Below are 25,985 nucleotides of genomic sequence, written 5' to 3' on the forward strand. Positions count from 1 at the left end.
GGACACATAAACGAACACGCGCCAGATTGCGGCGCGTGCGTGTCTGATAACAGAATTTCCAGTAATTAACAGGCTTTTCTTGAGCGGCGGCTAGACGTCGAGATCATCAGTGACGAATTCAGCGTGGTCCTGAATATAGCGGAAGCGCAGTTCAGGCTTACGACCCATCAGAGTCTCGACCAGATCTTGCACGTCTTCTTCATCGTGCGGCAGGGTGACACGGGCCAGTGTCCGCGTCTTCGGGTCCATGGTGGTTTCCTTGAGCTGGGACGCCATCATTTCACCGAGGCCTTTGAAACGGCCGATTTCAGGCTTCTTACCCTTGAATTCCTTGGCGATGAGCTCTGCCCGGTGGGCATCATCACGCGCATAGAAGGTCTTGCCACCATGGCTCAGACGATACAGCGGCGGCATGGCCAGGAACAAATTACCGTTACGAATAATGCCTGGCATGGTGCGATAGAAGAAGGTGATGAGCAGCGAAGCGATGTGCGCGCCATCGACATCAGCATCCGTCATGATGATGATGCGCTCATACCGCAGATCGGTGTCCTTGAACTTGGCACCAGGTTGCACGCCAAGCGCCAGGCCAAGATCGGACAGTTCGGCATTCTGGCGTGCTTTGTCGCCCGTGGCCGAGGCTACGTTGAGGATCTTGCCACGCAAGGGCAGGATGGCCTGTGTGTTGCGGTTGCGGCCCTGCTTGGCAGAACCGCCGGCCGAATCGCCTTCGACGATGAAGAGTTCTGTGCCTATAGCGTCCTGACGGGCGCAATCTGACAGTTTGCCCGGCAGGCGCAGCTTGCGCGTGGCGGAGGCACGCTGGACTTCCTTGTCCTTGCGGCGTTTGAGACGTTCCTCGGCACGTTCGACAATGAACTGTAGAATGCGGTCGGCCTGCTTGGGCGCCGAGGTCAGCCAGTGATCGAACGGATCGGCCAGCGCCTTCTCCACCAACCGCTGTGCGTCGCTTGACGACAGGCGGTCCTTGGTCTGACCCTGGAATTCCGGGTTGCGAATGAAGACCGAGATGACAATGCCGGCATAGGCGGCGACGTCTTCGGCGGTGATCAGGCCGCCACGCTTGTCGCCGGTCATTTCGGCGTAACCTTTAAGCGATCTCGTCAGGGCGGCGCGCAAGCCAGCTTCGTGAGTGCCGCCATCAGGTGTCGGTATGGTGTTGCAGTAACTCTGGCAAAAACCATCGTGCTCGCCAAAACCGGCGCCAGACCATACTACGGCCCATTCGACCGCGCCGGCTTCGCCTTTACGTTCCACACGACCTGAGAAGATGTCGCCCAGGGTTTCGGTATCCTTGACGCGCTCAGCCAGGTAATCGGCCAGACCATTGGGGAAGTAGAACTTGTCCTCGGCCGGGGTTTGATCTTGTATAAGTTCGGCTGCACACTTCCAGAAAATCTGGACGCCCCGGAACAAATAGGCCTTCGCCTTGGCCATACGGTAAAGGCGGGCAGGTTTGAAGCGGGCCTCGGCGCCGAAGATTTCGGGGTCTGGCAGGAAACGTTCGAGCGTGCCTTTTTTCTTTGACGGACCGACCTGCTCGACGTCCGTCAGTTTGTGACCTTTTGAAAAGCTCTGACGCCACTCAAAACCATCGCGCCATACAGTGACTTCGAGCTTTTCGGACAGGGCATTGACCACCGAAATGCCGACCCCATGGAGGCCGCCTGAGGTTTCATAGGCCTTGCCCGAGAACTTGCCGCCAGAATGCAGCATGGTCATAACGACTTCGAGCGCCGATTTACCAGGATATTTCGGGTGGGGATCGACCGGGATGCCGCGACCATCATCGCGCACACTCAGGTAGCCGTCTTTGTCGAGTTCGACCCAGATTGCCTTGGCGTGACCTGCCACGGCTTCGTCCATGGCATTGTCGAGCACCTCGGCGAAGAGATGGTGCAGAGCTTTTTCATCGGTGCCGCCGATATACATACCGGGGCGTTTGCGCACAGGCTCCAGACCTTCCAGCACCTCGATGCTGGAGGCGCCATAACCGGCGTCAACGATAGACGGCTCATGTGGCTTGGCGGGTTCAGGCGTTTTTGTGGCTTTTACTGGCACGGAAGCGGGCACAGCGGCAGCGGATGCGGCTTCAGAAGCAGCAGGCTTTTCGGGCTCATCGCCAAAAAGAGAGGGCAGGGTACTGGACGTCATAAGGTCAACATGAAGTGATTCGGTCTTCCCTCATAAAGATGCAAGAGGCCGCCCACAATAAAAAAGGCCGCGAACACGAAGGTTCGCGGCCAGCTATTTCTTTGCCCTTGGTCAGGCTTAGAATTAGAAAGAGGCCTTGAGCGTGGCGGCGAAGGTCGAAGGCTGCTTCGACGCATCGGCCCAACGCAGGTCAAGACCCAGCGTGCTGTTGATGGCGTAGGTAACACCGATGTTCTTGGTGGTGTAGCCGTAGGCTTCGTATTGGCCCAAGGCGCCCGAAACTGACCACTTGTCGGAGATCGGGTACGAAGCGTTGACTTCATAATAAGGGTCTTCGAGGGTTTCGGTATCGAGATACATAGCAGCGCCAATGGCGCCCTTGCCCAGCGAGTGGCTGACAGCAGCCTTCAGTTCGCCGATCGTGTCACCGCCCGAACCCGGGTAGGTATAGGCGATCGCGCCGAAATCGAAATTGAAATCACCGACCGAAGGGGTCAGGCCCATGTACAGGTCAACTTCGGTCGAAGCCTTGTCATCGCCATAGGCAAAATCAACGTTCGAACCCCAGACGCCTGCATAGAAGGTGCCCTTCTTGTAATCAATGCCGCCTTGCAAGGCTGCGTTGTCGTCGGTTTGAGTGACGCCGCGCCAAACGTAGTTGCTCGTGACAGCCAGATTATAGCTGAGCTTGCCGGCTTCCTGAGCCGATGCAGCTCCGCCGGCGAAAAGTGCGCTGATGGCGACAGCGGCGACAAGAAGAGTCTTTTTCATGATTATATCCCAGTTCAGTTGTTGTGCCGGAGAAACGACGTCCGGCCTTCGTGGTGTTTGACGGTTGTTGGTAAAACCTGAGTTAATGTAGCAAGTTTTTAGGGTGAGCAAAGTCCCCTATGTCACTTAGCAACGCTTTGATGTATATTTGCCACGTCATTTGTGAAGCCGAGCGACCGTCAACACGTACCGTAAGTCCATGTCTAAGCTCTTTAAGGGTAAGTGCTTTTAGTAATTTTCAGGCCGGCTGTCATATTTTTGCAATCAAAAAGTTCAAAGAAATCAGACGGTCGTCAGTGTAGCCTAATTGCATGTAGAAAAGGCAGGGCCGTGCGCACACTTAACGCACGGCCCATATCCCGGCAGTTGAAAGATTCGCTTAGAAAGCGGCCTTCACGCTGACGATGAAGCGCGACTTGGCAGCTTCAGACGAATCCTCGGGAATGTTGGTGTCCGAGAAGCGACCGTCGATGGCGAACACGGGGGTGATCGCATAGGTCAGGCCAATGTTGCCGGTCGTGTACTTGAAGCCAGCCGACTCTTGCTCACCCAGTGCGCCCGAAACGCTGAGCTTCGATGTCAGAGGATATGAGGCGTTGATTTCGTAATAGTTGGTGTCATCGAAATCGACATTGTGGAAGTAAGCAGCGCCGATGGTGCCCTTATAGAGCGGGTGGCTGACGGCAGCCTTCAGTTCGGTCGAATCAAGGTCTTCGTCATTGTAGTTGTAGTAGATAGCGCCCAGATCGAACGTGAAGTCCTTGTAGGTTGGCTTCATGCCGGCATAGAGATCAAGTTCGTAATCGGCGAAGTCGACGTTCGAAGCCCAGCCGCCCACGTAGAACAGGCCGTGGCTGTAGTCGACGCCGCCCTGGATGGCCGGGTCACCGTCGGTTTGGGTGAAGCCGCGGAAGACGTAATCGCTGGTGGCGGAAACGTTGTAGCTGATGGTGCCGCCGGCGAATTCAGTTGTGGCGGAAGCCGAGCCAGCAAAAGCGGTGGCTGCGATAAGGGCCGTAGCGGCCAGGAGCATTTTTTTCATTATTGTGTCCTCAGATAGAGTTTGTGTGCCAACCCCCGTCCGAAGCGTTTCCCACGTCAGTTATGGTAAATTTTATTGTGACGTAGGGTTAGATTACATATTTGTGACAGCTCTCCAAGGGGGTGTGGCCAGAAAACACAATTGTGTGCCAAAAATACACTGACCGTGTTCGAAACATGGCGAAAGCCTAAACAAAAACGGGACGCCCCAGAGGACGTCCCGTTTCTGTTTGTGCAACTGTTAAAGTTTTTAGTTTAGTGATCCATAACTTCATCATGAAGCGACGAGTCAAGGCCAGCTTCTTCCTGATCGGCAGTCACGCGGAGACCTGTCGTGAACTTGCAGATAATCAGGATAAGGAATGTACCTACAGCCGACCAGGCGATAGTCACGCCGAGGCCAATGATCTGGTTCATCACGGTGGCCCCTTCCGCCAGAGAATTGATGCTCGTGGTGGCGAAGACACCCGTAAGGATGGCCCCCAGGGCACCACCGGCGCCATGGATTCCGAAAGCGTCTAGCGAGTCGTCATAGCCCAGGATCTTCTTCATCCAGGTGGCCGAGATGTAACAGACTGGGCCGGCAACCGCACCGATGATCATGGCGCTCATAGGCGTTACGAAGCCGCAGGCGGGGGTGATGGCAACAAGACCTGCAACCAGACCGGAAAGAATACCGATCAGCGAAGGCTTGCCGCGGAAAATCCACTCCACGACTTTCCAGGTCAAGCCAGCCGCGCAGGTCGCCAGAAGGGTATTGAGGAGAGCCACAGAAGCAACAGCGTCACCCGCCCATTCTGAACCCGCATTGAAGCCGATCCAGCCAACGAAAAGCAATGAAGCGCCAACCAGAACGAAGATCGGGTTGTTGGCGGGCATCGCTTCTGTACCGTAGCCTTTACGTCGGCCGAGGAAGATGGCGGCGACAAGACCGGCGATGCCGGCATTGACGTGAACAACCGCGCCACCGGCGAAGTCCTTGACGCCCATAGTGCCAAGGAAACCGCCGCCCCAGACCATGTGACAGATGGGAGCGTAGACGAGAATGCTCCACAGCGCCATGAAGAGGATCAGACCCGAGAACTTTACGCGCTCAGCAAACGCGCCCGTGATCAGAGCAGGCGTGATGATGGCGAAAGTCATTTGATAGGCAATCCAGGTGTATTCCGGCACACCTGCGGTAGCCATATAGGCCGTTGTAGGTGTGACATTGTTCAGGAACAGCGTATCAAAACCACCGAAGTATTTGTTCAGCTCTGCAGCCGGGATGCCAAACATATCTGCGGAAACAGAGCCGAAAGACATGCTGTAACCGGCTACGAACCAAAGAACAGCGACAACAGCGGTCACGCTGACCGACTGGGTCACGGTCGCAATAACGTTCTTGCGGCGCACCATACCGCCGTAGAAGAGAGCCAAGCCTGGAAGGGTCATCATCAGCACCATGGCGGTGGAGAAGATGAGGTAGGTTGTATCGGCCTTATCAAGGGCCAGTTCTTTCTGTGAAGCCAACAGGGCCGGGGCAGGCGCGGCCTCGGCGGCTTCGGGCGCAGCGACCAACTCTTCAACAGAGGCGGCTGCCGAGGTTACAGCTTCAGCCGACGCCGGAGCGGCGTCCTGAGCCAGGGCGAGACCGGCGGCGGGTGCCACCAGCATGAGAGTTGCCGCCGCAGCGATGGCTCTCGAGAGTTTGATCCACGTTTTCAAAGTATCCCCCTTGGATAGCGGATATTGCACATGCTCACAGTGCAGCGACTTCAAGGCATCGCAAAGAGGATTGTGAGGTTAACGAAGCGTCAACGGGGCTTGCTGGCCGATTTGCGTCATTTATGTGTCGGAATGGCGGGAAACAACGGAAAATAGGCGCGTTTTTAATTCGTATCAAATGAAACCACAATTGTTTCGTTTGCAATTAAAATAAATCATACAATTCATAGGATTTGTCCCGCGGAATTAACGCCGTGCCACGCTAACGAAATAGGCCGCCCAATCACGGGCGGCCTATAACAGAAGTTCATGTCTAGAAACAGGAGTTTCAGATTAGCACTTGTAATACATCTCGAATTCGATCGGGTGAGGACGCAGTTCTAGGTTCATCACTTCTTCCATCTTCAGTTCGATGTAGGAGTCGATGAAATCGTCGTCCATCACGCCGCCCTTCTTGAGGAAGGCGCGATCCTTGTCGAGGTTTTCCAGAGCTTCACGGAGCGAACCGCAGACTTCCGGGATGTTCTTTTGCTCTTGGGGCGGTAGATCATACAGGTTCTTGTCGGCGGGTGCGCCCGGATCGAGGCGGTTCTCTATACCATCGAGACCAGCCATCAGCAGGGCGGTGAAGGTCAGGTAAGGGTTGCCCATCGGATCGGGGAAGCGAGCTTCGAGGCGCTTGCCCTTCGGCGACGACACCCACGGAATACGGATCGAAGCGGAGCGGTTGCGGGCCGAATAGGCCAGCTTGACCGGGGCTTCATAACCCGGAACCAGGCGCTTATAGCTGTTGGTCGTCGAGTTCGAGAATGCGTTGATGGCCTTGGCGTGCTTGATAATGCCGCCGATGTACCACAGGCAGAGGTCGGACAGACCGGCGTACTTGTCGCCGGCGAAGAGCGGCTTGCCGTCCTTCCAGATCGACTGGTGAACGTGCATGCCCGAACCGTTGTCGCCGAACATCGGCTTCGCCATGAAGGTCACGGTCTTGCCGTAGGCGTGAGCAACGTTCTGTACGACGTACTTGTAGAGCTGCGTGCGGTCGGCCATGGTCAGCATGTCCGAGAACTTCAGGCCCAGTTCGTGTTGGGCCGGCGCCACTTCGTGGTGGTGCTTTTCCGGTTCCATGCCCAGTTCGCCCATGACGGAGAGCATTTCGCCGCGGATGTCCTGCGCTGAGTTCGATCGGGTTGACAGGGAAATAGCCGCCCTTAGGACCAGGGCGATGGCCCATATTGCCTTCGGCGTAAACCTTGGCGGAGTTGTGCGGCAGTTCGATCGAGTCGAAGGCGTAGCCGGTGTTGTCCGGCGAGATCGACCAGCGCACGTCGTCAAACATGAAGAATTCAGCTTCGGGACCGAAGTAAACCGTATCACCCACACCGGCCGATTGCGTATAGGCGAGGGCCTTCTTGGCGATCGAACGCGGGTCGCGGTTGTAAGGCTCGTTGGTGTCGGGGTTCACGACATCGCAGAACATGAAAAGCGTTGTTTGCTGATAGAAGGGGTCGATATAGGCCGTCTTCAGATCAGGGCGCAGCTTCATGTCGGATTCGTTGATGGCCTTCCAGCCGGCGATCGACGAACCATCGAACATGGTGCCGTCATCGAGAAATTCTTCATCGACCAGGTCGATGTCGAAGGTCACGTGCTGGAGTTTGCCCTTAACGTCGGAGAAGCGAACGTCAACATACTTGACGTCCTTTTCCTTGATGAGCTTGAGAATGTCTGCTGCGGTCATATTTGACGCCCCATTTAAGCCTGTAGATTAAAAAGTATGGGAGAGGCGAAACGCCGGTGGTCGATTAGACCGCCTGCGGTCCGGATTCCCCGGTTCTGATGCGAACGACGTCAAGGACATCACTCACAAAAATCTTGCCATCGCCAATTTTGCCTGTGCGGGCAGCCGTCTGGATTGCTTCCAGGGCAGCCGGTGCAAGGTCATCGGCGACAACCAGTTCAATTTTGATTTTCGGCAGAAAATCAACAACGTATTCCGCACCCCGGTAGAGTTCGGAATGTCCTTTCTGGCGGCCATATCCCTTGGCCTCCAGGACGGTCATGCCTTGTACGCCGATTTCCTGAAGGGCTTCCTTCACTTCGTCGAGCTTAAAGGGCTTGATGACGGCTTCTATCTTTTTCATGAGCTATCCATAAAACTAGCAGACCGTTCAGTCCCGTAACTTGTTTGCATTGCGCAAGAATGCAAGCTCATTTCCAGCGCGTGATCTCACATGGCTGTAAAATTTGATTACGATGCGTGAACGTCAGGTGTTTCGCCTTTAGCGCTTGGCTGCGGCAAATTCAAAAAGAAAATGTCTTTTAGCGCGATTTGACCACATATAAAGAGAAAATTTACCCAACTCGGCAGGATAGCTCTCTCAAAGCGCGAAATGCTGTCACTTTTGCAATTAAATAGCCGTCCATCGCGCGAAAGTGCGCGAAAAATATGCCTGATTGTTGCCGTGCAGCATTAGTCACGGTTCGTGACAGTCGTATGACCCTCATCGCAGACTTTTTCACACCTTCCGCTATCACCGTGCTTGACGCCGCCCGATCTTTGCGTCAGACAGCGCCCCCTCAGGCCTGCGTCCTCAGGTGCCTGACCTATAGAAGCTGATATGCGGATGTGGCGGAACTGGTAGACGCACTGGGTTTAGGTTCCAGCGCTGCAAGGCGTGGAGGTTCGAGTCCTCTCATCCGCACCAGTTTTTTCTCATGATTTTATCGCATATGCGGCGCGTGCGGCTTCGATAGCGGCTTGGTTTTGCATGACCCAATCGAACAATGAGAGCAGGGCTGGCCGTAGACTATCGCCGAGTGACGTCAGTTCATAGTCGACGCGCGGCGGGACGGTTGGAAAAACGGTACGTGTCACCAGCCCATCGGCTTCCAGCGATTTCAGTGTTAATGTCAGCATACGTTGCGAAATGCCATCGATGCGATGCTGAATTTCCTTGTAGCGCAGAGGGCCGCCTGACAGGGTGCCGACCACGATAATGGTCCATTTATCGCCCACCCGCCCCAGTGCGTCCGCAAAGGCGCGGCAATCGCGATGAGACACGTTAACGGGGAGCAAAGGTGCTGGGGTATCCATTGGTAATCCTCAATCCATGGCGAACAAAAATGTGCGTAACGGCCAAAAAAGTGCTGTCTTGCGGCGGTTTCGCGAGCCTCTATGTAGTGTAACTCCCTTAGTTACGAAATAGGCTTTGCCATGAAACTTTTGCATATTGATTCCGCCATTACCGGTGATGCGTCGGTGTCGCGCCAGCTTTCCGCCGCCGTGGTCGAACGCTTTAAAGCGACCGCGCCCGAGCTTGAGGTGGTCTATCGCGATCTCAACTTGAACCCTGTGCCGCATCTTTCGGGTGAGGTGCTTGGCGCGAAAATGTCCGGCGCCGATCATGCTGAAGCGGCCGCTACGATCGCCGCGCTCGATGAATTTCTCAGCGCCGACATCGTGGTGATCGGCGCGCCGATGTATAATTTTGCCATCTCCAGCCAACTTAAGACCTGGATCGACGCTCTTGCGGTGGCCGGTAAAACCTTCCGCTACACGGAATCCGGCCCTGAAGGACTGGCAGGCGATCATCGTGTCATCATCGCGTCGTCGCGCGGTGGCGTGTACAGCGCGCCGTCCCCCATGGCAGCTATCGACCACCAGGAAACCTACCTGACCGCCTTTTTCGGCTTTATCGGCATCAAGCCGGAATTCGTGCGCGCCGAAGGCCTGCTGCTAGGTCCTGACCAGAAACAAGCAGCGATTGATGGCGCTCTGGCTGAAGCCGCTGCGCTTTAGGTGTTGCGTATCTGACGGCGGGCGTTCAATAGTCGGGGCCTGAATCTGCTATGGGGCCTGCCGTCATGAAGTCTAAGTTTGCGTTATTTATCCTTTTCGCCATGGTTGCGGGCGTCGCGGCGGGCTGGGCCAGTAACGAATATCTGAGCCCGGAAAACCTCAAGACCGCGACCATGATCTATGGTCTGCTGACCAAGATTTTCATCACCCTGATCAAGATGATCATTGCGCCTCTCGTGCTTTTCACCCTGATCGCCGGCATCGGCCACATGGAAGACGCCGCCTCGGTCGGCCGAGTCGGTCTGAAGTCCCTGGGCTGGTTTCTGGTGATGTCGCTTGTGTCCCTCGGCATCGGCATCGTGATGGTCGAATGGCTCAAGCCCGGCGTCGGCATGAATCTGCAGGTCGTGGGCGAAGCGATCAAGGTGCCGTCGACCGAAGGCTTCACGCTGGAGAAATTCGTTGAGCACCTGATCCCGTCGTCGATCATCAAGGCCATGGCCGATAACGAAATCCTGCAGATTGTGGTCTTCGCGGTCTTCGTCGGTACGGCTATCTCCATGCTGGAAAAGAAATCGCCGCGGGTGATGGAACTGGCGGAAGAGGCGTCGGCCATCATGCTCAAGGTCACCGAAGTGGTGATGAAATTTGCGCCCTTCGCTATTTTCGGCGCCCTGGCCAAGACGGTCAGCGAACAGGGGCTGCCTATTCTGGTTACCTACGCCAAGTTCATGGCGGGCTTTTATGGCGCTATGGGCGTTTTGTGGGCGCTTCTGATCGTGCTGGGCTTCCTGTTCCTCGGAGGCCGTATGCTGCGCGTGCTGGGCGTCATCCGCGAACCGACCCTGCTGGCTTTCTCGACCGCCAGTTCGGAAGCGGCTTACCCGAAGCTGCTGGCCGGACTGCCGACGGTAGGCATTTCGCGCAAGATCGTGTCGTTCGTGCTGCCGCTCGGCTATTCGTTCAATCTCGATGGCTCGATGATCTACTGCACCTTCGCCACTTTGTTTATTGCGCAGGCCTACGGCGTGGTCTTCACCACCGCGCAGATCATCATGATGCTGTTCCTGCTCTTGATCACATCGAAAGGCATCGCCGGTGTACCGCGCGCCTCGCTGGTCGTTATCATGGCGACCCTGGCCTATTTCGGCCTGCCGGCGGAATGGATCGCCCTTGTACTGGGTGTCGATCACCTGCTCGACATGGGACGCTCGGCCACCAACGTGCTGGGCAACAGCGTCGCCTCGGCCGTCATCGCCAAGTGGGAAGGCCAGCTTGACGTGGAAGAGCCGGCAAAGGTCTAGCTTTCTTTTTCGAAATGTGGTGCCTGCGGGGGTTCCGCCGTGAAGTGGTAAAGCGGTTTGCTGATCGCCTTGGGCGCCAGCGTATCGCGGTCCACCCATTGTGTCGCCTGCATCTGCCATTTCCCCGCGGCGTTCTTTTCGATACGCGTGGTGAAATAATAGGCGAAGCTATCGTAAGGGTTTGAGCTGTTAGGCCCTTCATTGTGCCAGCAGGTGGCGGTAAAGTGGGTGTCATCCTGCCAGACCATGCTTTTGCAGTGCGCCGGGAAGATCACCACGTCGCGGATTTTGGGCCAGTTGGCCAGGGCGAGCGAGCCTTGCGTCTCGTCGGCGCGGTCAAAGCCTGAGGCGAGGATGCGGCCATCCGGAGAGACCGAAGCCTCTTCGCGCACCAGATATTTATCGCTGTTGGGCAAGACGAGGTAGGTGTTTTCGGCATTGGCGAAATGGCAGGTGACACCGGCGACTGGATAAAGCTCGCCATCCTTGCCGCGCAGTTTGAGTACGCCCGTCAGGAAATAGCGTTCGCAGCCCTTGGGATCGTTGATGTAGCTGGTGACGGCTTCATCCTTGTGCATGATGATCAGTTCACGATCCTTGCGCACGGCGAGGCCGGGATTGGCGGCGATCAGGGCCGCTTCGACCGCCATGGTGCGCTTCTCGTTGTCCGAGCCTTCAAAGGTCGGGTCTATGCCTTCCTGACGCTTGGATGCTTCTTTCTCACATCCGGCCAGACTGCAGGAAGCCAGGGCGAAAAACAGGATCAGGGTGTTACGCACGTGCAGATCTCCGAAGGTCAGTCAGGCAAGCTATCTGCAAACTTGTAAAAATTCACTGAGGCTCAGTGAGTATGGGCTTGCAAGCATGAAATTTCCTACAAACCCACCTGAACGCCTGACATAACCGTTGACCTGACCCGCAATCATGCCATAAGGGCTCATCTTTTGGCGCCCGTGCCTCCGCAGGGGCGCTTGTTTCTATTTTTAACCGCCCGTGCGGGCCTGACGCGAGGTCAGGGACCAATCGGCATAAGGTAACTGATCGATGCAAGTCGTTGAAAAACTGAATGAAGGCCTGAGCCGCGTCCTCGAAGTCACCATCGCCAAGGGCGAGTTGACCCAAAAGCTGGACGCCAAGATCGCGGAAATCGCGCCCAAGATGAACATCAAGGGCTTCCGCCCCGGCAAGGTGCCGCAAAATCACGTTCGCAAGCTGTACGGCAAGGAACTGATGGGCGAAATCATTCAGGAAACGCTGAATGCCACGACCGAGCAGGCGATGAAGGATGCCAACATCCGTCCCGCCAGCCAGCCCGAACTGAAGCCGATCGGCGATATCGAAGGCGTGATCGAAGGCAAGGCTGACCTGGCCTATGAAATCGCTGTCGAAATGATGCCGATCTTCACGCCGGTTGAGCCTGCCTCGCTCGAACTGACCCGTCCGGTCTACGAGCCGACCGAAGCCGATATCGACGAAGCCCTCAAGACCGTCACTGCGCAGTCGAAGCAATTCGAAGCCAAGAAGGGCAAGACCGTCAAGGCTGCCGATGGCGACAAGCTGATCATCGATTTCGTTGGCAAGCTGGGCGACGAATTGTTTGAAGGTGGTTCGGCCGAAGGCGCCGAACTGATCATCGGTTCGGGCCAGTTCATCCCGGGCTTTGAAGAACAACTGATCGGCGCCAAGAAGGGCGAAGTGAAGACGCTCAACGTCACCTTCCCTGAAAACTATGGCGCCGCCAACCTGGCCGGTAAGGCCGCGACTTTTGAGACGACCGTTCAGGACATCCTTTCGCCTAAGGAAGGCGAAGCCGATGACGAACTCGCCAAGAGCCTCGGTCTGGAAAGCCTGCAAGCCCTGAAGGACATCCTGAAGACGCAACTGCAACAGCAGTTCGGTCAGGCTTCGCGTTTCAAGATGAAGCGTGCCCTGCTGGACATTCTTGACGAGAAGCACAGCTTCGAACTGCCCAAGCGTATGCTGGAAGCTGAGTTCCAGGGCATCTGGCAACAGGTTGAGCAGGACAAGGCCAATGGCCAGCTTGCCGAAGAAGACGCCAGCAAGTCGGAAGCCGAATTGAAGGACGAGTACATGAAGATCGCTGAGCGTCGCGTGCGCCTCGGTCTGGTGCTCGCCGAAATCGGCACCCGCCAGAACGTCCAGGTCACCGATCAGGAAGTCAATCAGGCCATCATGCAGGAAGCTCGCAACTATCCGGGCCAGGAGCGTCAGGTCTTTGAATTCTATACGAAGAACCCCGGCGCCGCCGCTCAGATCCGCGCTCCGATCTACGAAGAAAAGGTCTGCGATCTGATCTTCTCGCTCGCTACCGTGAAGGAAGAGCCGATCAGCAAGGAAGACCTGCTGAAAGAAGAGGAAGAGGCGTAAGCTTTCGAATCAAAAGTTATAGGAAAGAGGCTCCGAAAGGGGCCTCTTTTTTTATTGCCACCTTGGGTAGATGGGGCTACCACAGGTGGCGTTCATCAAGAGGGGGAAACCTAATGCGTAAATTCGTGATTTGTCTGGCAAGCGTGTCTTTGCTGGCTGTTATGCCTGTCGCCGCCATGGCGCAAAACTCTGCCACGCCCGCCGTGGAAGACGCGGTTACGGCCCGTAAGGTTGTGCTGATCAAGCGCTATTTCAAATCCATCGAGATGGATAAGCTGATTGGTAGCATGATGCAGTCGATGCTGCCGGCGCTTGCCGAGCAACAACGCGCAAGCTCGGGCCTGACCTCTGAACAAAGTAAGATGGTGACGGATGCCGCTGTCGAGACGATGGCGGAAATTACGCCTATCTATATCGACAAACTCTCTGTGATCTATGCCGACGCTTTTACCGAGGATGAACTGGTACAGATGGTCGCTTTCTATGAAAGCCCGGTCGGGCAGTCGATCACCAAAAAGACTCCCACCCTCATTCCGAAGACGACGCAAGTCATGATGGAATTGATGCCAGAGATCCAGAACCGGATGCAGACGAAGATGTGCAAGAAGATCGACTGCAGTGCCGGCAAAGCAAAATAGCATTCCGTATTTCATTTTGACACGATGACGGTGCCTCCTTGCCTGACAAGCAAAGAGGAGCTCACCATGTCGACATCCAAGCAGGTTTCCGGGAAGAACCCGTCGGCGCATCGCAGTGCGCCGACGGATACGGCCCATCCTTCGCAACGCGAAGACCCGTCCGAAGGCGATAATGTTCAGGAGGGGCGTCTGCCGAAAGGTCAGACCGGCAGCGGCGATACCCACGGCAAGGGCGTTGACGAAACCGGCCGTGATTCGAAGGCCCCGCACGTTTCTAAATAGTTTGGGCTAATCCGGCGCAACCTAATCGCCACTTGAAATCCTGTGGGTAACTTGCCAAGTTGAGCGCGTTGCCGCTATTGTTTTGAGGACAATGGTGAATACATAAGACAAGGCTGGGACGCATCCACTTACGGTTAAGATATTTAGCCCTATATCTGCGGCCAGGCTTTGATATTTTTTCCAGATAAGGATTCGTGATGCGCGACCCTATAGACCATCTGACCATGAACCTCGTGCCCATGGTTGTGGAGCAATCCAGCCGCGGAGAACGCTCATACGACATCTTCTCCCGTATGCTGAAAGAACGCATCATCTTCCTGACCGGTCCGTTTGAAGACGGTATGGCCAGCCTGATTTGCGCCCAGCTTCTGTTCCTTGAGTCGGAAAACCCGAAGAAGGAAATCTCGATGTACATCAATTCGCCCGGCGGTCAGGTGACCTCCGCCCTGGCGATCTACGATACGATGCAATACATCAAATCGCCCGTTTCGACCGTTTGCATGGGCATGGCCGCTTCGGCTGGTTCGCTTATCCTGCAAGCCGGTGAGGCCGGTCAGCGTATCTCGCTGCCGAATTCCAAGATCATGGTGCACCAGCCCTCGGGTGGCGCGCGTGGTATGGCCTCGGATATCGAGATCCAGGCTGAGGATATGCGCAAGACCAAGAAGCTGCTCAACGAAATCTACGTCAAGCACACCGGCCAGACCTACGAAACCATCGAAAAAACCCTGGACCGCGACCGTTACCTGACGGCGGCGGAAGCCAAGGAATTTGGTCTGATCGACCACGTTTACGAAAAGCGTTCCGATGCCGAGAGCGGCAAGGAAGCTTCCTAAGCTTTCAATCCCAATTCAAATCAGAGCGGCGCCGGTGACTGCGCCGCTCTTTTTTTATGGCTTCTGCGTGAAGACGCGATAGTGGCCGTGGGTGGCGGCGGCCAACATTTCGGTATCGCCGGCGGTGTCGCCATAGGCCGAATCGAGATCGAACAACTCACCGAAGGTGGCGCGTAAGCGGCACATCTTTTCTTCGCCGCGGCAATTCAGGCCATCGAGTTCGGGTAATAATGTTCCGGCGGCGGAAAATTTGAGGCGCGTACCGATCACCCGATCAGCGCCGATCAGTTTGCCGAAAGGGCGCACCAGGATGTCGGGCGAGGCGGTGACGATGACGCGCGTGCGGTCCGGCAGGTCGTGATGCTCCCAGGCCTTGAGCGCATCGGGCCGGAACAGGCTCATGCCGGTCTTGGTGACGAAGGCCTTGACCAGGGTTTCCAGATCGCCTTGTGAAATATCGCCTAACAGCTTGTAAAGTAAGCGGGCTTTCAGGGCGCCGCGATCCTTGGTTTTAAGGTAGTCAAGCAACATTCCGGGTTGGAAGGTGAGGGCGCTTGCGATTTGCAAGTTACCTTTGCTCGACATGAGGAAGGCGATGAAGCTGTCCGTATAGGTCAGGGTGCCGTCGAAATCGAAGGCGATGACCTTCTTGGCATCGGCCGGTGTTTTGGTGCTTTTTCTCATCATGATGCGGCAAAAATTCCCAAATGCAAAAGGGCGGCTTCCAATCTATGTCTCTTATCCCATATAAAGAGAGTTAAGCGACCCGTTGATGGCGTTGCGTGGTTGAGACGTGGTCTAAACTGTGCATAGATACGTCCGGATAGGTCCTATATAGGGGGTATCTGTGCCAAAATTAGCCTTTGTTAAGGCTTGAGGCTCTAAGATGCCATGTAAAGGTGAACGCGCGATTCACATGATATGAGTTGTTCGTTGCGCCACTTGAGGTGAAGAAGCATATGACCAAAGCCGCGACAGGCGACAGCAAAAGCACACTCTATTGTTCTTTCTGCGGAAAGAGCCAGCATGAGGTGCGCAAACTTATCGCCGGGCCGACCGTGTTTATCTGCGATGAATGCGTCGAGCTGTGCATGGACATCATCCGCGAAGAGCACAAGATCGCCTTCGTGAAGTCCAAGGATGGCGTGCCGACCCCGAAGGAAATCCGCGAAGTCCTCGATGATTACGTCATCGGCCAGGGCCAGGCGAAGAAGGTTCTCTCGGTGGCCGTCCACAACCACTACAAGCGCCTCAACCACGCCCAAAAGGGCAATGACGTCGAGCTGGCTAAGTCGAACATCATGCTGATCGGCCCGACGGGCTCCGGCAAGACGTTGCTGGCCCAAACGCTTGCCCGCATCATCGATGTGCCGTTCACCATGGCCGACGCCACCACCCTGACCGAAGCCGGTTATGTGGGGGAAGACGTTGAGAACATCATTCTGAAGCTGCTGCAAGCTGCTGATTACAATGTTGAACGCGCTCAGCGCGGCATCGTTTATATCGACGAAGTCGACAAGATTTCGCGCAAGTCCGATAACCCTTCGATCACCCGCGACGTGTCGGGCGAAGGCGTTCAGCAGGCACTTCTCAAGATCATGGAAGGCACGGTCGCTTCCGTGCCGCCGCAAGGCGGCCGCAAGCATCCTCAGCAGGAATTCCTGCAAGTGGATACGACCAACATCCTGTTCATCTGCGGCGGCGCCTTCGCCGGCCTGGAAAAGATCATTTCCGGCCGCGGCAAGGGCACATCGATCGGTTTCGGCGCCACTGTTAAGGATCCGGAAGATCGCCGCACCGGGGAAATCCTGCGCAATGTCGAGCCGGACGATCTGATGAAGTTTGGTCTGATCCCGGAATTCATCGGCCGTCTGCCGGTTCTGGCGACGCTGGAAGATCTCGACGAAGTGACGCTGGTCAAGATCCTGACTGAGCCGAAGAACGCCCTGATCAAGCAGTATCAGCGCCTGTTCGAGATGGAAAACGTCTCGCTCAACTTCACGGACGAGGCCCTGATGGGGGTTGCCAAGCGCGCCATTCAGCGCAAGACCGGCGCCCGTGGCCTGCGATCGATCCTCGAAGGCATCCTGCTGGAGACCATGTACGAACTGCCGACCATGCAGGGCGTCGAGGAAGTGGTCATCAACGGTGAAGTCATTGAAGAGCGTGCGCAGCCTTTGCTGATTTATGCTGAAAAGCGCTCCGGCGGCGCTGCATAAGCCACTCTGGCGGTCTGCAAATAGCCGTCTCGGTGTGATCCGGTGCTCACGTATTTAAGTACGCTCCGGTTCTCCCGATCCAGCCATTTTCGCCAAGCCATAGCGGCTTATGATTGTGTGAGATTAAACGCGGTCCTGGAATCGGGACCGCGTTTTTCTTTGACACTCAAGTAAGGACCTGATGCCCTGACTTGAACTTTCCTCCGGGTACACCACATGCAGTCCAAGGCGCTTAAATGGAACGATGCGGACTTATCCCCTGTATATTCCCCAAAACGGCGCGATTTATTTTAAGACTTGGTTGAGCGTGAGAGCCTAGGGTTTACACTTAGAGCTTCGCTTGGCTTGAGTTTGTGAAGGAGTCCCCATGTTAGACGTATTGACCATTCCTGTTCTGCCGCTGCGCGATATCGTTGTCTTTCCGCATATGGTCGTGCCGTTGTTCGTTGGCCGTGAGAAATCCGTGCAGGCGCTCGATGAGGTCATGAAGGGCGACAAACAAATTCTGCTCGCCACACAAAAGAATTCCGGCGATGACGATCCCGAAGCCGACGCGATCTATGACATCGGCGTGCTGGCCAATGTGCTGCAATTGCTGAAACTGCCCGACGGCACCGTCAAGGTGCTCGTGGAAGGCAAGAGCCGTGCGCGCATCAAGCGCTTCGTCTCGACCGACACCTATTATGAAGCCGAAGCCTATCCGCTCGATGCGCAACTGGCCGAAGGTCCGGACGCCGAAGCGCTGCAACGCGCTGTGGCTGAGCAGTTCGAGAACTATATCAAGCTCAACAAGAAGATCCCGCCGGAAACCCTCAACGCCATCGCCGAGATCACCGACGCCGATGTGCTGGCCGATTCCATTGCCGCGCATCTGGTCGTCAAGATCGCCGACAAGCAGGCCCTGCTGGAGCAATTGTCGGTCAGCAAGCGCCTGGAGAAGATCTACGCCCTGATGGAAGGCGAAATCTCCGTTCTGCAGGTCGAGAAAAAGATCCGCTCGCGCGTCAAGCGTCAGATGGAGAAGACCCAGCGCGAATATTATCTGAATGAGCAGATGAAGGCCATTCAGCGCGAACTCGGCGAACAGGACGAAGGCAAGGACGAACTGGCTGATCTCGAAAAGAAGATCAAGGCCACCAAGCTTTCCAAGGAAGCCCGCACCAAGGCGATGGCTGAGCTGAATAAGCTGCGCCACATGTCACCCATGTCGGCCGAAAGCACGGTTGTGCGCAACTATCTCGACTGGCTGCTCAGCATCCCCTGGGGCGCCGCCAAGCCGAAGGCGATCGACCTCAAGAAGGCCGAGGATATCCTGGAAGCCGATCACTACGGTCTGGAGAAGGTCAAGGAACGCATCCTTGAACATCTGGCTGTGCAGGCCCGCATGGGCACGCTGAAGGGCCCTATCCTGTGCCTCGTTGGCCCTCCGGGCGTTGGCAAGACCTCGCTCGGCAAGTCGATCGCCAAGGCGACCAATCGTGAGTTCGTCCGCATTTCGCTGGGCGGCGTGCGCGATGAATTGGAAATCCGTGGTCACCGCCGCACCTATATTGGCTCGATGCCCGGCAAGATCATCCAGAACATGAAGAAAGTCAAAACGACCAATGCTTTCTTCCTGCTCGATGAAATCGACAAGATGGGCAATGACTGGCGCGGCGATCCCGCTTCGGCCCTGCTTGAAGTGCTCGATCCGGCGCAGAATTCTACCTTTGCCGATCACTATCTCGAAGTCGATTACGACCTGTCGAAGATCATGTTCGTCACAACGGCCAACAGCCTGAATATGTCGCAACCGCTGCTCGACCGGATGGAGATCATCCGTATCCCCGGCTATACCGAGGATGAAAAGGTCGAGATCGCCAAGCGTCACGTCCTGCCGAACCTCATGAAGGAACACGGTCTGTCGGGCGAAGAGTTCGTGGTGCCGGAAGAGGCGATCCGCGATCTCATTCGCTACTATACTCGTGAGGCCGGCGTGCGTTCGCTGGAACGCGAACTGGGTAATCTGGCGCGCAAGACGATCCGTGATCTGGCGCGCGAAAACGTCAAGTCGATCACCATCGATGACGAGCGTCTGGCCAAATATGCCGGCGTGAAGAAGTATCACTACGGCGCCACGGATGAAGTCGATCAGGTCGGCATCGTCACCGGTCTGGCCTGGACAGAGTTTGGCGGGGATATCCTCACCATCGAAGCCATCCGTATGCCGGGCAAGGGACTGATGAAGGTCACTGGCAATTTGAAAGACGTTATGAAGGAGTCCGTTTCAGCGGCCAATTCCTACGTCAAGGCGCTGGGGCCGAAGTTCGGCATCCTGCCGCCGGTGTTTGATAAGACCGATGTCCACGTCCACGTACCTGAAGGCGCTACGCCTAAGGACGGCCCCTCGGCCGGCGTCGCCATGGCTGTGGCCATGGTCTCGGTGTTGACCGGAATTCCGGTCCGCAAGGATCTGGCCATGACGGGGGAAATCACCCTGCGTGGCCGTGTCCTGCCGATCGGTGGCCTCAAGGAAAAGCTGCTGGCGGCTCTGCGCTCCGGCATCAAGACCGTGCTGATTCCGAAGGAAAACGAGAAGGATCTGATCGATCTGCCGGCCAATGTAAAATCCGGCCTTGAGATCATCCCTGTGTCACTGGTGGAAGAGGCGCTAAAGCACGCCCTGACCAAGCCGCTGGTTCCGGTGGAATGGATTGAGCCGGTTATAGCTGCCACGGCTGTGACGCCGGTTGATGATGCGGATGCCGCCACGGCGCACTGATCATAGCGGTTCGTCAAAATGTGGGGCCTGGCGGCAATGTCGTCAGGCCCCTTTTTGTTGTCTGCGTCGAAGTCCTCTTGACTTGGCAAGCACGCGTGTGTGCCGAGGTGTCGTCTCTCTTTGCGACCTTCTTCGCACGTTTCGCAGAGAGAGAATCACTTCCCCTTATCCACAAGGGATTTGCGCTTAAGCGACGTCTTTATCGCTGAATTTTAGGCCTTAGGTGTCCCATAACCGGTCAAAAGGACGTGAAAACGCGCAAACCCTTTAAAAAACACGGTTTGCAGTGCAATAAACGGCATTTATTGCTTTGACGGGCGGTGAAAATTGTAGTCTCTATCGGCTTCACCCGTTAACGACTCACGGCTTAGAGCCAGGTCCTTAAGGGTAAGCTTAGCAACTGACCCCAAGACGGGTAAGGGAGAGAGATTAATGACGAAAGCTGAACTCGTAGCCGCCATCGCCGATCAGGCTGGCCTGACGAAAGATCAAGCCAAGAAGGCGCTCGACGCTTTCACCGATAGCGTTGTTGGCGCTCTGAAAAAGGGTGATGATGTGCGCCTCGTGGGCTTCGGCACCTTCCTCGCGGTTAAGCGCGAAGCCGGCACCGCCCGCAACCCGCGCACTGGCGAAACCGTGCAGCGCCCGGCCTCGGTCACCGCACGCTTCCGCGTCGGCGAAGGCCTCAAGGGTGCCCTGAACGGCTAAGGTTTTCGGTTTCGCCTGGCGAACCCGGAGCTAAATGTTCTGCAAGAGGCGTTTTCGTACCGGTTTCAACGCTGGATACGGAAACGCCTCTTGACTTATGTGGGCGAGATTGGCAAACCGAGCCTCCCTGTGGAAGGGGCGATTAGCTCAGCTGGCAGAGCGGCTCGTTTACACCGAGTAGGTCGGCGGTTCGATCCCGTCATCGCCCACCACAGATTTTAAATGGCTCCGAGCATCCGCTCCGGGCCATTCTTTGTTTTCGTCAGAAGCTCAGATCCGCCCGCACCGGATAATGATCAGAGCCCACGGCTTGCAGAACCTTGTAACTCCCGGCCGTGGCCCCCTTGGCAAAGATATGATCAATCTGTATGGCGAGCCAGGGCCTGTCTGACGGCCAGGTATGCGTTAGACCGGACCCATGTGGCCATTGTACCTTTTCGGCAAGTAGCGGCGCCATATTTCGCGACCATAGCGTAGTGTTCAGGTCACCGGCGATGATGACGTTTCCCGGCGTTGCTTTTACGCGCTCGGCCAAGATTTCCAGATAGTGAGTATTCTCCTGCGTCAGTCTCTTTGTGGCTGGTGGCATGGGATGCGCCACGAACAGTGTCAGGTCATCAAAATGCAATTTAGCCAAAGGCATATCTGACCGGCCAACATGTTCGATATGCGCCTTGAAAGGCCTTTTGGCATACACACTCATTCCGAAGATGCCCAGATCCGGTGTCATGCGGTAGGGATAGAGTGTTCTCAAGGGTTTCAAACCATAGAGCCATGGCGGAGAGGTTTCCACAGCGACGAAAATGTCCGGATTTTCTCGTCGGACCATGGTCATAATGCGCTCAAACTCGTAATTATCGTACAGCACATTCGCTGAGACGATGCTTATCCGGTTATGTACCTCACCAGCAGGCGCTGGAAGGCGCTGCATGGTTATGAAGCGTTCGCCCATTGGAAGTGCGTTCAGCGTCATAACAACAATCGCCAGGTTTATGAGGAGCTTATCACGCAGCAGAATGGATGCAGCCAGAGTCGTAAGCGACGCCGCGAGAATTTGAGGTCGGAATGGATTGATCATTTCGCCTTGCCAAAGGACGGGCGCAAACAGGCCTGCAACGCCCACGAGCGCAATACCTGCCAAGCCGATGCTCAGACACAGCCGAACCCTGTTGCGCATCATATCCCCCATGAAAAAGCCGCCGTCCCAGAATGAGACGACGGCTTTCAATTTGCAAGTTGTGACGTTTCCTAGAACTGGAAGCGCGTCCGCAGGGCGATGGAGTAGTTGGAATAGGCATCCTGCTTTTCGTATTCGCCTTCCAGAGAGAAGTAGCTGTACTGGTTGTCCGCCGAAATGCGGAAGCCTGCCACAGGACCGCCGCCCTCGATATCACCGCCCGACAGGGTAAAGGGCGTGGAGCCCGCAGCCGCGAAGGCGGACACTGTATCGGCCAGTTCAGCCGAGACATTCTGCTTATAACCGAACCAGATTTCAGGCTTCACGAAGAGCTTGGTGTAGCTGAAGTTCAGCAGGGCGGTGGACGTGAACAGGTGGCTGTTGCGTTCGCCAACCGTAAGATCGAAGTAATCGCCACCACCGGATTCGCTGTGGTCCTTTTCATTGAGAGCGTAGTAATCGGCCAGAACCTGTGGCGTCATGCTGAAGGGGCCAGCTTTAATTTCATAGGAAGCCCCAAGACCGCCACTGTAGGAATAGCCGTCCCATTTGGCGTGAGCGACATGGTTGACCGAATCGGTCAGGATGTTGCGTGTGGTTTCAAAAGATGTAAAGCCTGCGCCTGCGTGGGCCCACGACTTGAGAGCGCCGGTGCGCAAGCGCCAGTAACCACCAACCGTGACATCCGAATTGACCGTCTTTTCCGACGCGATGGCAAAGGTATCGAGCGGTGAGGCCGAGGTATAGGACATATACACGCCGACCATCTGGTTGCCATAGACCTCGCGTTCGCGACCGCCGGCGAAGCTGAAGCCGGTGGCCTTGAAGCCGGCCGTATCCCCGTAATCTCTTTTGGTGTGGTAGCCATATTCCTGTAACCACCACTGGCCTTCATTATTGTCAGGCACCAGGGTCAGCGTCCCGAGCGTCCGGTTGAGCGAAGAAGCGCCAAGCGACAGGTTGAGTAGGTTTTCACCAGAATAATCAGGTAGATACTGGTTATATATCTGATCGAAGCCTTCCTTGGTAACCTGGCTCATCAGTGCGCTGGTGGCCCCTGCATCTTTTGCGGCCACTGACAGGATAGGCGCCAGAGCCGAGTACTGATTGTCGGAGAACTTGCCCTCTTCCTTATTTTTCAGGCGGAAGTCGGCATAGAGTTCGGTGTTGCCGGTGTTTGTTGTCAGGTCGGCGTGATAAAGATAGGGGATGTGACCATCGAGCCCCGTCGTGACCACATTGCCCAATGAGAAGCTTGACGCCGTCATGAGTGTGAACTTCGTCGGGGTCACGATCAGATTGTTCAGGGTTACGTTAAGCGTTGCGCCGGTATCAAATATGGCCGCGCCTGTGTTGGTGAAAATAGGCGTTGTCGGCTTTGTCGTATCCAGCGAGAGCGACAGCGTGCTCTCTGCGCCGACGTGAAGGCTGGTCAGGTTAAGCGAGGTGCCAGACAGGAAGCCAGCCGTGCCCTTGGCCAGATCGAACGCCACCGTCCCGGTTGCGCCATTGTTCGCCTTACCGACGAAAACGGCGTCGCCTGACAGCGTAAAGCTATTGGTGCCATTACCGAAGTCAATATTACCGGAAATCAGCCCGCCGTTTGATGTAATCGAATCGTTGCCTGAGCCGAGCAGGATGTCGCCACGGATATACGGCGCGGCAATCGCCTTGTCCGCGTCGCTGTCGGTGGGGTTGGTGTCGATTTGCGTCAGGGTCAGCCCGGCGGTATTTGAGCGGGTGTCGATGGCGATGGGACGATTTACGAGCGTGTCGGTCGTTCCGTCGCCATTATCGTCGGAGGCTGTTATGGTGGCGCTGATGATGCTGTTGTTGGTGATGTTCGTCAGGGTGTTCGACTGGTCGCGTATGGCCACGGCATGTTCGGTCGATCCCGTAGCGACGGCATAGACGCCCCCACCGACGGCGACATTGATCCTGGGCAGGTTGGCGCCCGACAGAATATCGATGGCGCGGGCCGTGGTGTTGCCGACTGTTGCGTAGGTCGTGGTCGTGGTGCCATTGGTGGTCGTTGAGGTGGCTGTTGTTGCCGACGACGCCGTACCACGAATTCGTGCCCTGAACATCCAGAAGTGGCGTTGTCGCACCGCTCTGCACTGAAAGTGCCGTGGCATTGCCGCCGTAGGCTGTTGAAGACACGGTGCCCTTGATACCAATGCCATTGGCGATGGTTACGGCATGGCCCAGCCCACCCAATTGGACGGCGACACTGTCTACATTCTGATAGAGAGCTGAGCCGGTAATCGATCCGCGTACAAGCAGACCATAGTTGACGGCCGGTGGGTTGAGCGCTGTTGTCCCATAGACAAGGCCGCCAAGCGTAATGTCGGACGTGCCAGAAGCGATACGCAGGGCAGGGGCCGAGCCATAATTGGTCAGGGTTGCCGTCGACTGGGTGGTGTCAGCGTTACCGTCGCCATCCTGATCGGTATTGGCCTTGTTGGCGTCTGTCGTCTCATCACGCGTCACGGTCGAGCCGATCAAAAGCCCCTTGGCCAGATTGCCGGAGATATCGACCAAAGGACCGGATTGATAAAGGTCTTCCGGTGTTGCGAGGACCGTTTTCAAAACTGACGAAGAGAGGGATGAGGTCGTTGCGTAACCCGTGCCGGTGTAAGCGCCGTCAATAATGACACTGCCGCCGAAATTGCCGGAGAGGTTAACCGCCTTGGAGTCCTTGCCATGGCTGTTGATGGTGCCGCTGAGATAGACATTACCGGTGGCGCCGTTTTCAAGCGAAACGGCAGTATTGTTGTCACCATTCATCGTGATGGTGCCATCCATGGTGAAATTACCCTGGATGTTGTTTTCAAAGCGAATGCCGTAGGCATTTTTGCCATCCACGGCGATGGTGCTGCCACTGTTGACAATGACATTGCCGATAAACGGTGTCGTGCCGGTGGAATGGATGCCGTAGCGCGCCACCGAATCAGCGAACGGTGCTTCAACAATACCGTCAGGCGCAGCGGTGCCGTCGGCAGCCTTCGTTGTATCGACAGGCGTGTAGTCGTCGGTGACCGTGATATTGGCTGAAACCGTCAGGTCGCCGGTACGGCCACCATCGATCAGGATGCCGGTCGAGCCCGCGGCAGACTTCAACATGTCGATCTTGCCCTTGAGCGTGACCGAATTATTCGAATCAACCGTGATGGCGTTGCCGCTGGTCACCGTTATCGAGCCCGCCGTATCGACCGTCAGGTCGCCTGCGACCGAGGTTTTGACAGGCGCGGTGGTCGCTGTGTTGATCGTGGTGGCAGCCAGGGCCTGACCGCTCATACCGGCCACGGCCAACAGGCCCATGGTGAGGTTAAGGGCTGTAGCGGTCAGAAGTTTGTGTTTGCGCATGTGGTAAGCTTCCCTGGGGTGCTTTGTATTACGATGAGATGGAGGTGAGGCCTTGTGGCCCTCATGGTCTGTGTCGATTGTGTCGGCCGGCGAAGTCTGAGAGGTCACCTTTAACCTTTATTTCAACAGCGTAAAAGATGGCAAACGCCGTTTTGGCGCACCATGCAAGGCTTTGAACGGAAATAGCCTCTAAATTGTGCCACAAAGTCAAAAATAAAGAGGGCTTAATTATGTCCGCGCGCCGTCTCAAGCGTCATGATTACCAACCATAGGCGCGGGTGATTTCACCAAATGTGCGCGCAATGGTACAGCCAACACGGACGGCGGCTGGGGTGAAGCTATGCAGATTAAATTATGAAGAAGATTGGGGGGGGGGGATGCGGTGCCACCGTTGCTTATCAGCAAGGGTGGCGCGAGTGACGGGACTCGAACCCGCGACCTTCGGCGTGACAGGCCGACACTCTAACCAACTGAGCTACACCCGCATTCCCTTTTCCCTAAGAACCATCTGCGTTGCCGCTGGCTTCAGGGAAGGTGCGCTTAGTAGTTCGGGGCAATGGGGGTGTCAAGCCAATAAAATGGCTTATACACGGGAAGCGCGGTCTGCGTATCTCAGGCATAGGCATGCATAGAGCCGCAATACCAGAGTGCCTGGTGTCTGCTAAATTGCATTTAAGGAGAAGGGGGAGGGGAAATGCGGTGCCACCGTTGCCTATCAGCAAGGGTGGCGCGAGTGACGGGAACTCGAACCCGCGACCTTCGGCGTGACAGGCCGACACTCTAACCAACTGAGCTACACCCGCATTCCCT

At 56.1% G+C, this 25,985-nt stretch carries 20 protein-coding genes, 4 tRNA genes and 1 pseudogene; 11 read left to right on the plus strand and 14 right to left on the minus strand.

What is annotated here, in order from left to right:
* Positions 1-90 precede the first annotated feature (90 nt).
* From parE to ABQ278_RS09050, 6 genes and pseudogenes are all read right to left on the minus strand, one after another.
* Entirely contained in the window at positions 91-2,175 is a 2,085-nt protein-coding gene (gene parE / locus ABQ278_RS09025) for a DNA topoisomerase IV subunit B (protein ID WP_349319321.1), read from the minus strand.
* Between the two features lie 123 nt (positions 2,176-2,298).
* A complete protein-coding gene (locus tag ABQ278_RS09030; protein ID WP_349319322.1) occupies positions 2,299-2,946 on the minus strand; it encodes a TorF family putative porin in 648 nt (215 codons plus the stop codon).
* 379 nt (positions 2,947-3,325) lie between these two features.
* Positions 3,326-3,988: a TorF family putative porin gene (locus ABQ278_RS09035; RefSeq protein ID WP_349319323.1), complete on the minus strand. Its 663-nt coding sequence runs from the start codon at positions 3,986-3,988 to the stop codon at positions 3,326-3,328.
* 254 nt (positions 3,989-4,242) lie between these two features.
* Positions 4,243-5,643 (minus strand): ammonium transporter, encoded by a 1,401-nt coding sequence (locus ABQ278_RS09040; protein WP_349322132.1) that lies wholly within the window; start codon positions 5,641-5,643, stop codon positions 4,243-4,245.
* Between the two features lie 384 nt (positions 5,644-6,027).
* Positions 6,028-7,435: pseudogene (glnA, locus tag ABQ278_RS09045) on the minus strand (type I glutamate--ammonia ligase).
* A gap of 64 nt (positions 7,436-7,499) precedes the next feature.
* Positions 7,500-7,838 (minus strand): P-II family nitrogen regulator, encoded by a 339-nt coding sequence (locus ABQ278_RS09050; RefSeq protein ID WP_018080099.1) that lies wholly within the window; start codon positions 7,836-7,838, stop codon positions 7,500-7,502.
* 479 nt (positions 7,839-8,317) lie between these two features.
* Between ABQ278_RS09050 and ABQ278_RS09055 the strand changes: the two genes are divergently transcribed.
* A tRNA-Leu gene (locus ABQ278_RS09055) sits at positions 8,318-8,402 on the plus strand.
* Positions 8,403-8,410: 8 nt separating this feature from the next.
* Here the strand turns inward: ABQ278_RS09055 and ABQ278_RS09060 are convergent.
* Entirely contained in the window at positions 8,411-8,791 is a 381-nt protein-coding gene (locus ABQ278_RS09060) for a helix-turn-helix domain-containing protein (protein WP_349319324.1), read from the minus strand.
* 120 nt (positions 8,792-8,911) lie between these two features.
* Between ABQ278_RS09060 and ABQ278_RS09065 the strand changes: the two genes are divergently transcribed.
* Together ABQ278_RS09065 and ABQ278_RS09070 are read left to right on the plus strand one after the other, a co-directional pair.
* Positions 8,912-9,496, plus strand: a complete 585-nt coding sequence (locus tag ABQ278_RS09065; RefSeq protein WP_349319325.1) for an FMN-dependent NADH-azoreductase — start codon at positions 8,912-8,914, stop codon at positions 9,494-9,496.
* Between the two features lie 65 nt (positions 9,497-9,561).
* On the plus strand, positions 9,562-10,800 hold the full coding sequence (locus ABQ278_RS09070) for a dicarboxylate/amino acid:cation symporter (protein ID WP_349319326.1): 1,239 nt from the start codon (positions 9,562-9,564) through the stop codon (positions 10,798-10,800).
* Here the strand turns inward: ABQ278_RS09070 and ABQ278_RS09075 are convergent.
* Complete coding sequence (locus ABQ278_RS09075) at positions 10,797-11,579, minus strand: hypothetical protein (protein ID WP_349319327.1); 783 nt, start codon at positions 11,577-11,579, stop codon at positions 10,797-10,799. The genes ABQ278_RS09070 and ABQ278_RS09075 overlap by 4 nt on opposite strands.
* Before the next feature lie 265 nt (positions 11,580-11,844).
* On the opposite strand from ABQ278_RS09075, the gene tig reads away from it, so the two are divergent.
* The 4 genes from tig to ABQ278_RS09095 all read left to right on the plus strand — a co-directional run bounded on the left by tig (position 11,845) and on the right by ABQ278_RS09095 (position 14,944).
* Positions 11,845-13,188 (plus strand): trigger factor, encoded by a 1,344-nt coding sequence (gene tig / locus ABQ278_RS09080; RefSeq protein WP_349319328.1) that lies wholly within the window; start codon positions 11,845-11,847, stop codon positions 13,186-13,188.
* A gap of 113 nt (positions 13,189-13,301) precedes the next feature.
* Positions 13,302-13,826 carry a DUF2059 domain-containing protein gene (locus tag ABQ278_RS09085; RefSeq protein WP_349319329.1) on the plus strand — a complete coding sequence of 175 codons (525 nt, stop codon included), beginning with the start codon at positions 13,302-13,304 and terminating at the stop codon, positions 13,824-13,826.
* Positions 13,827-13,892: 66 nt separating this feature from the next.
* On the plus strand, positions 13,893-14,108 hold the full coding sequence (locus ABQ278_RS09090) for a hypothetical protein (RefSeq protein WP_349319330.1): 216 nt from the start codon (positions 13,893-13,895) through the stop codon (positions 14,106-14,108).
* Between the two features lie 197 nt (positions 14,109-14,305).
* Positions 14,306-14,944: an ATP-dependent Clp protease proteolytic subunit gene (locus ABQ278_RS09095; protein WP_018080105.1), complete on the plus strand. Its 639-nt coding sequence runs from the start codon at positions 14,306-14,308 to the stop codon at positions 14,942-14,944.
* A gap of 54 nt (positions 14,945-14,998) precedes the next feature.
* Here the strand turns inward: ABQ278_RS09095 and ABQ278_RS09100 are convergent, their stop codons facing one another.
* On the minus strand, positions 14,999-15,631 hold the full coding sequence (locus ABQ278_RS09100) for an HAD-IB family hydrolase (RefSeq protein ID WP_349319331.1): 633 nt from the start codon (positions 15,629-15,631) through the stop codon (positions 14,999-15,001).
* A 272-nt stretch (positions 15,632-15,903) separates the two neighbouring features.
* Here ABQ278_RS09100 and clpX point away from each other — a divergent pair, with 272 nt between their 5' ends.
* The 4 genes from clpX (at position 15,904) to ABQ278_RS09120 (ending at position 20,844) form a co-directional block, all read left to right on the plus strand.
* Positions 15,904-17,163: an ATP-dependent Clp protease ATP-binding subunit ClpX gene (clpX, locus tag ABQ278_RS09105; RefSeq protein WP_018080107.1), complete on the plus strand. Its 1,260-nt coding sequence runs from the start codon at positions 15,904-15,906 to the stop codon at positions 17,161-17,163.
* Positions 17,164-17,530: 367 nt separating this feature from the next.
* Positions 17,531-19,924 carry an endopeptidase La gene (gene lon, locus ABQ278_RS09110; RefSeq protein ID WP_349319332.1) on the plus strand — a complete coding sequence of 798 codons (2,394 nt, stop codon included), beginning with the start codon at positions 17,531-17,533 and terminating at the stop codon, positions 19,922-19,924.
* A 432-nt stretch (positions 19,925-20,356) separates the two neighbouring features.
* Positions 20,357-20,632: an HU family DNA-binding protein gene (locus ABQ278_RS09115; protein ID WP_018080109.1), complete on the plus strand. Its 276-nt coding sequence runs from the start codon at positions 20,357-20,359 to the stop codon at positions 20,630-20,632.
* Between the two features lie 136 nt (positions 20,633-20,768).
* A tRNA-Val gene (locus ABQ278_RS09120) sits at positions 20,769-20,844 on the plus strand.
* Between the two features lie 50 nt (positions 20,845-20,894).
* Here the strand turns inward: ABQ278_RS09120 and ABQ278_RS09125 are convergent.
* From ABQ278_RS09125 to ABQ278_RS09145, 5 genes are all read right to left on the minus strand, one after another.
* The gene (locus tag ABQ278_RS09125; protein WP_349319333.1) at positions 20,895-21,860 is read right to left on the minus strand and encodes an endonuclease/exonuclease/phosphatase family protein; all 966 of its coding nucleotides are present in this window, start codon (positions 21,858-21,860) and stop codon (positions 20,895-20,897) included.
* Between the two features lie 20 nt (positions 21,861-21,880).
* Entirely contained in the window at positions 21,881-23,077 is a 1,197-nt protein-coding gene (locus ABQ278_RS09130; RefSeq protein WP_349322133.1) for an autotransporter outer membrane beta-barrel domain-containing protein, read from the minus strand.
* Positions 23,078-23,600: 523 nt separating this feature from the next.
* Positions 23,601-25,175 carry a hypothetical protein gene (locus ABQ278_RS09135; RefSeq protein ID WP_349319334.1) on the minus strand — a complete coding sequence of 525 codons (1,575 nt, stop codon included), beginning with the start codon at positions 25,173-25,175 and terminating at the stop codon, positions 23,601-23,603.
* Positions 25,176-25,583: 408 nt separating this feature from the next.
* Positions 25,584-25,660, minus strand: a tRNA-Asp gene (locus tag ABQ278_RS09140).
* A gap of 240 nt (positions 25,661-25,900) precedes the next feature.
* Positions 25,901-25,978 (minus strand) — tRNA-Asp (locus ABQ278_RS09145).
* Between the last annotated feature and the right edge of the window lie 7 nt (positions 25,979-25,985).

This window comes from Asticcacaulis sp. MM231 (genome assembly GCF_964186625.1).
Classification (GTDB): domain Bacteria; phylum Pseudomonadota; class Alphaproteobacteria; order Caulobacterales; family Caulobacteraceae; genus Asticcacaulis.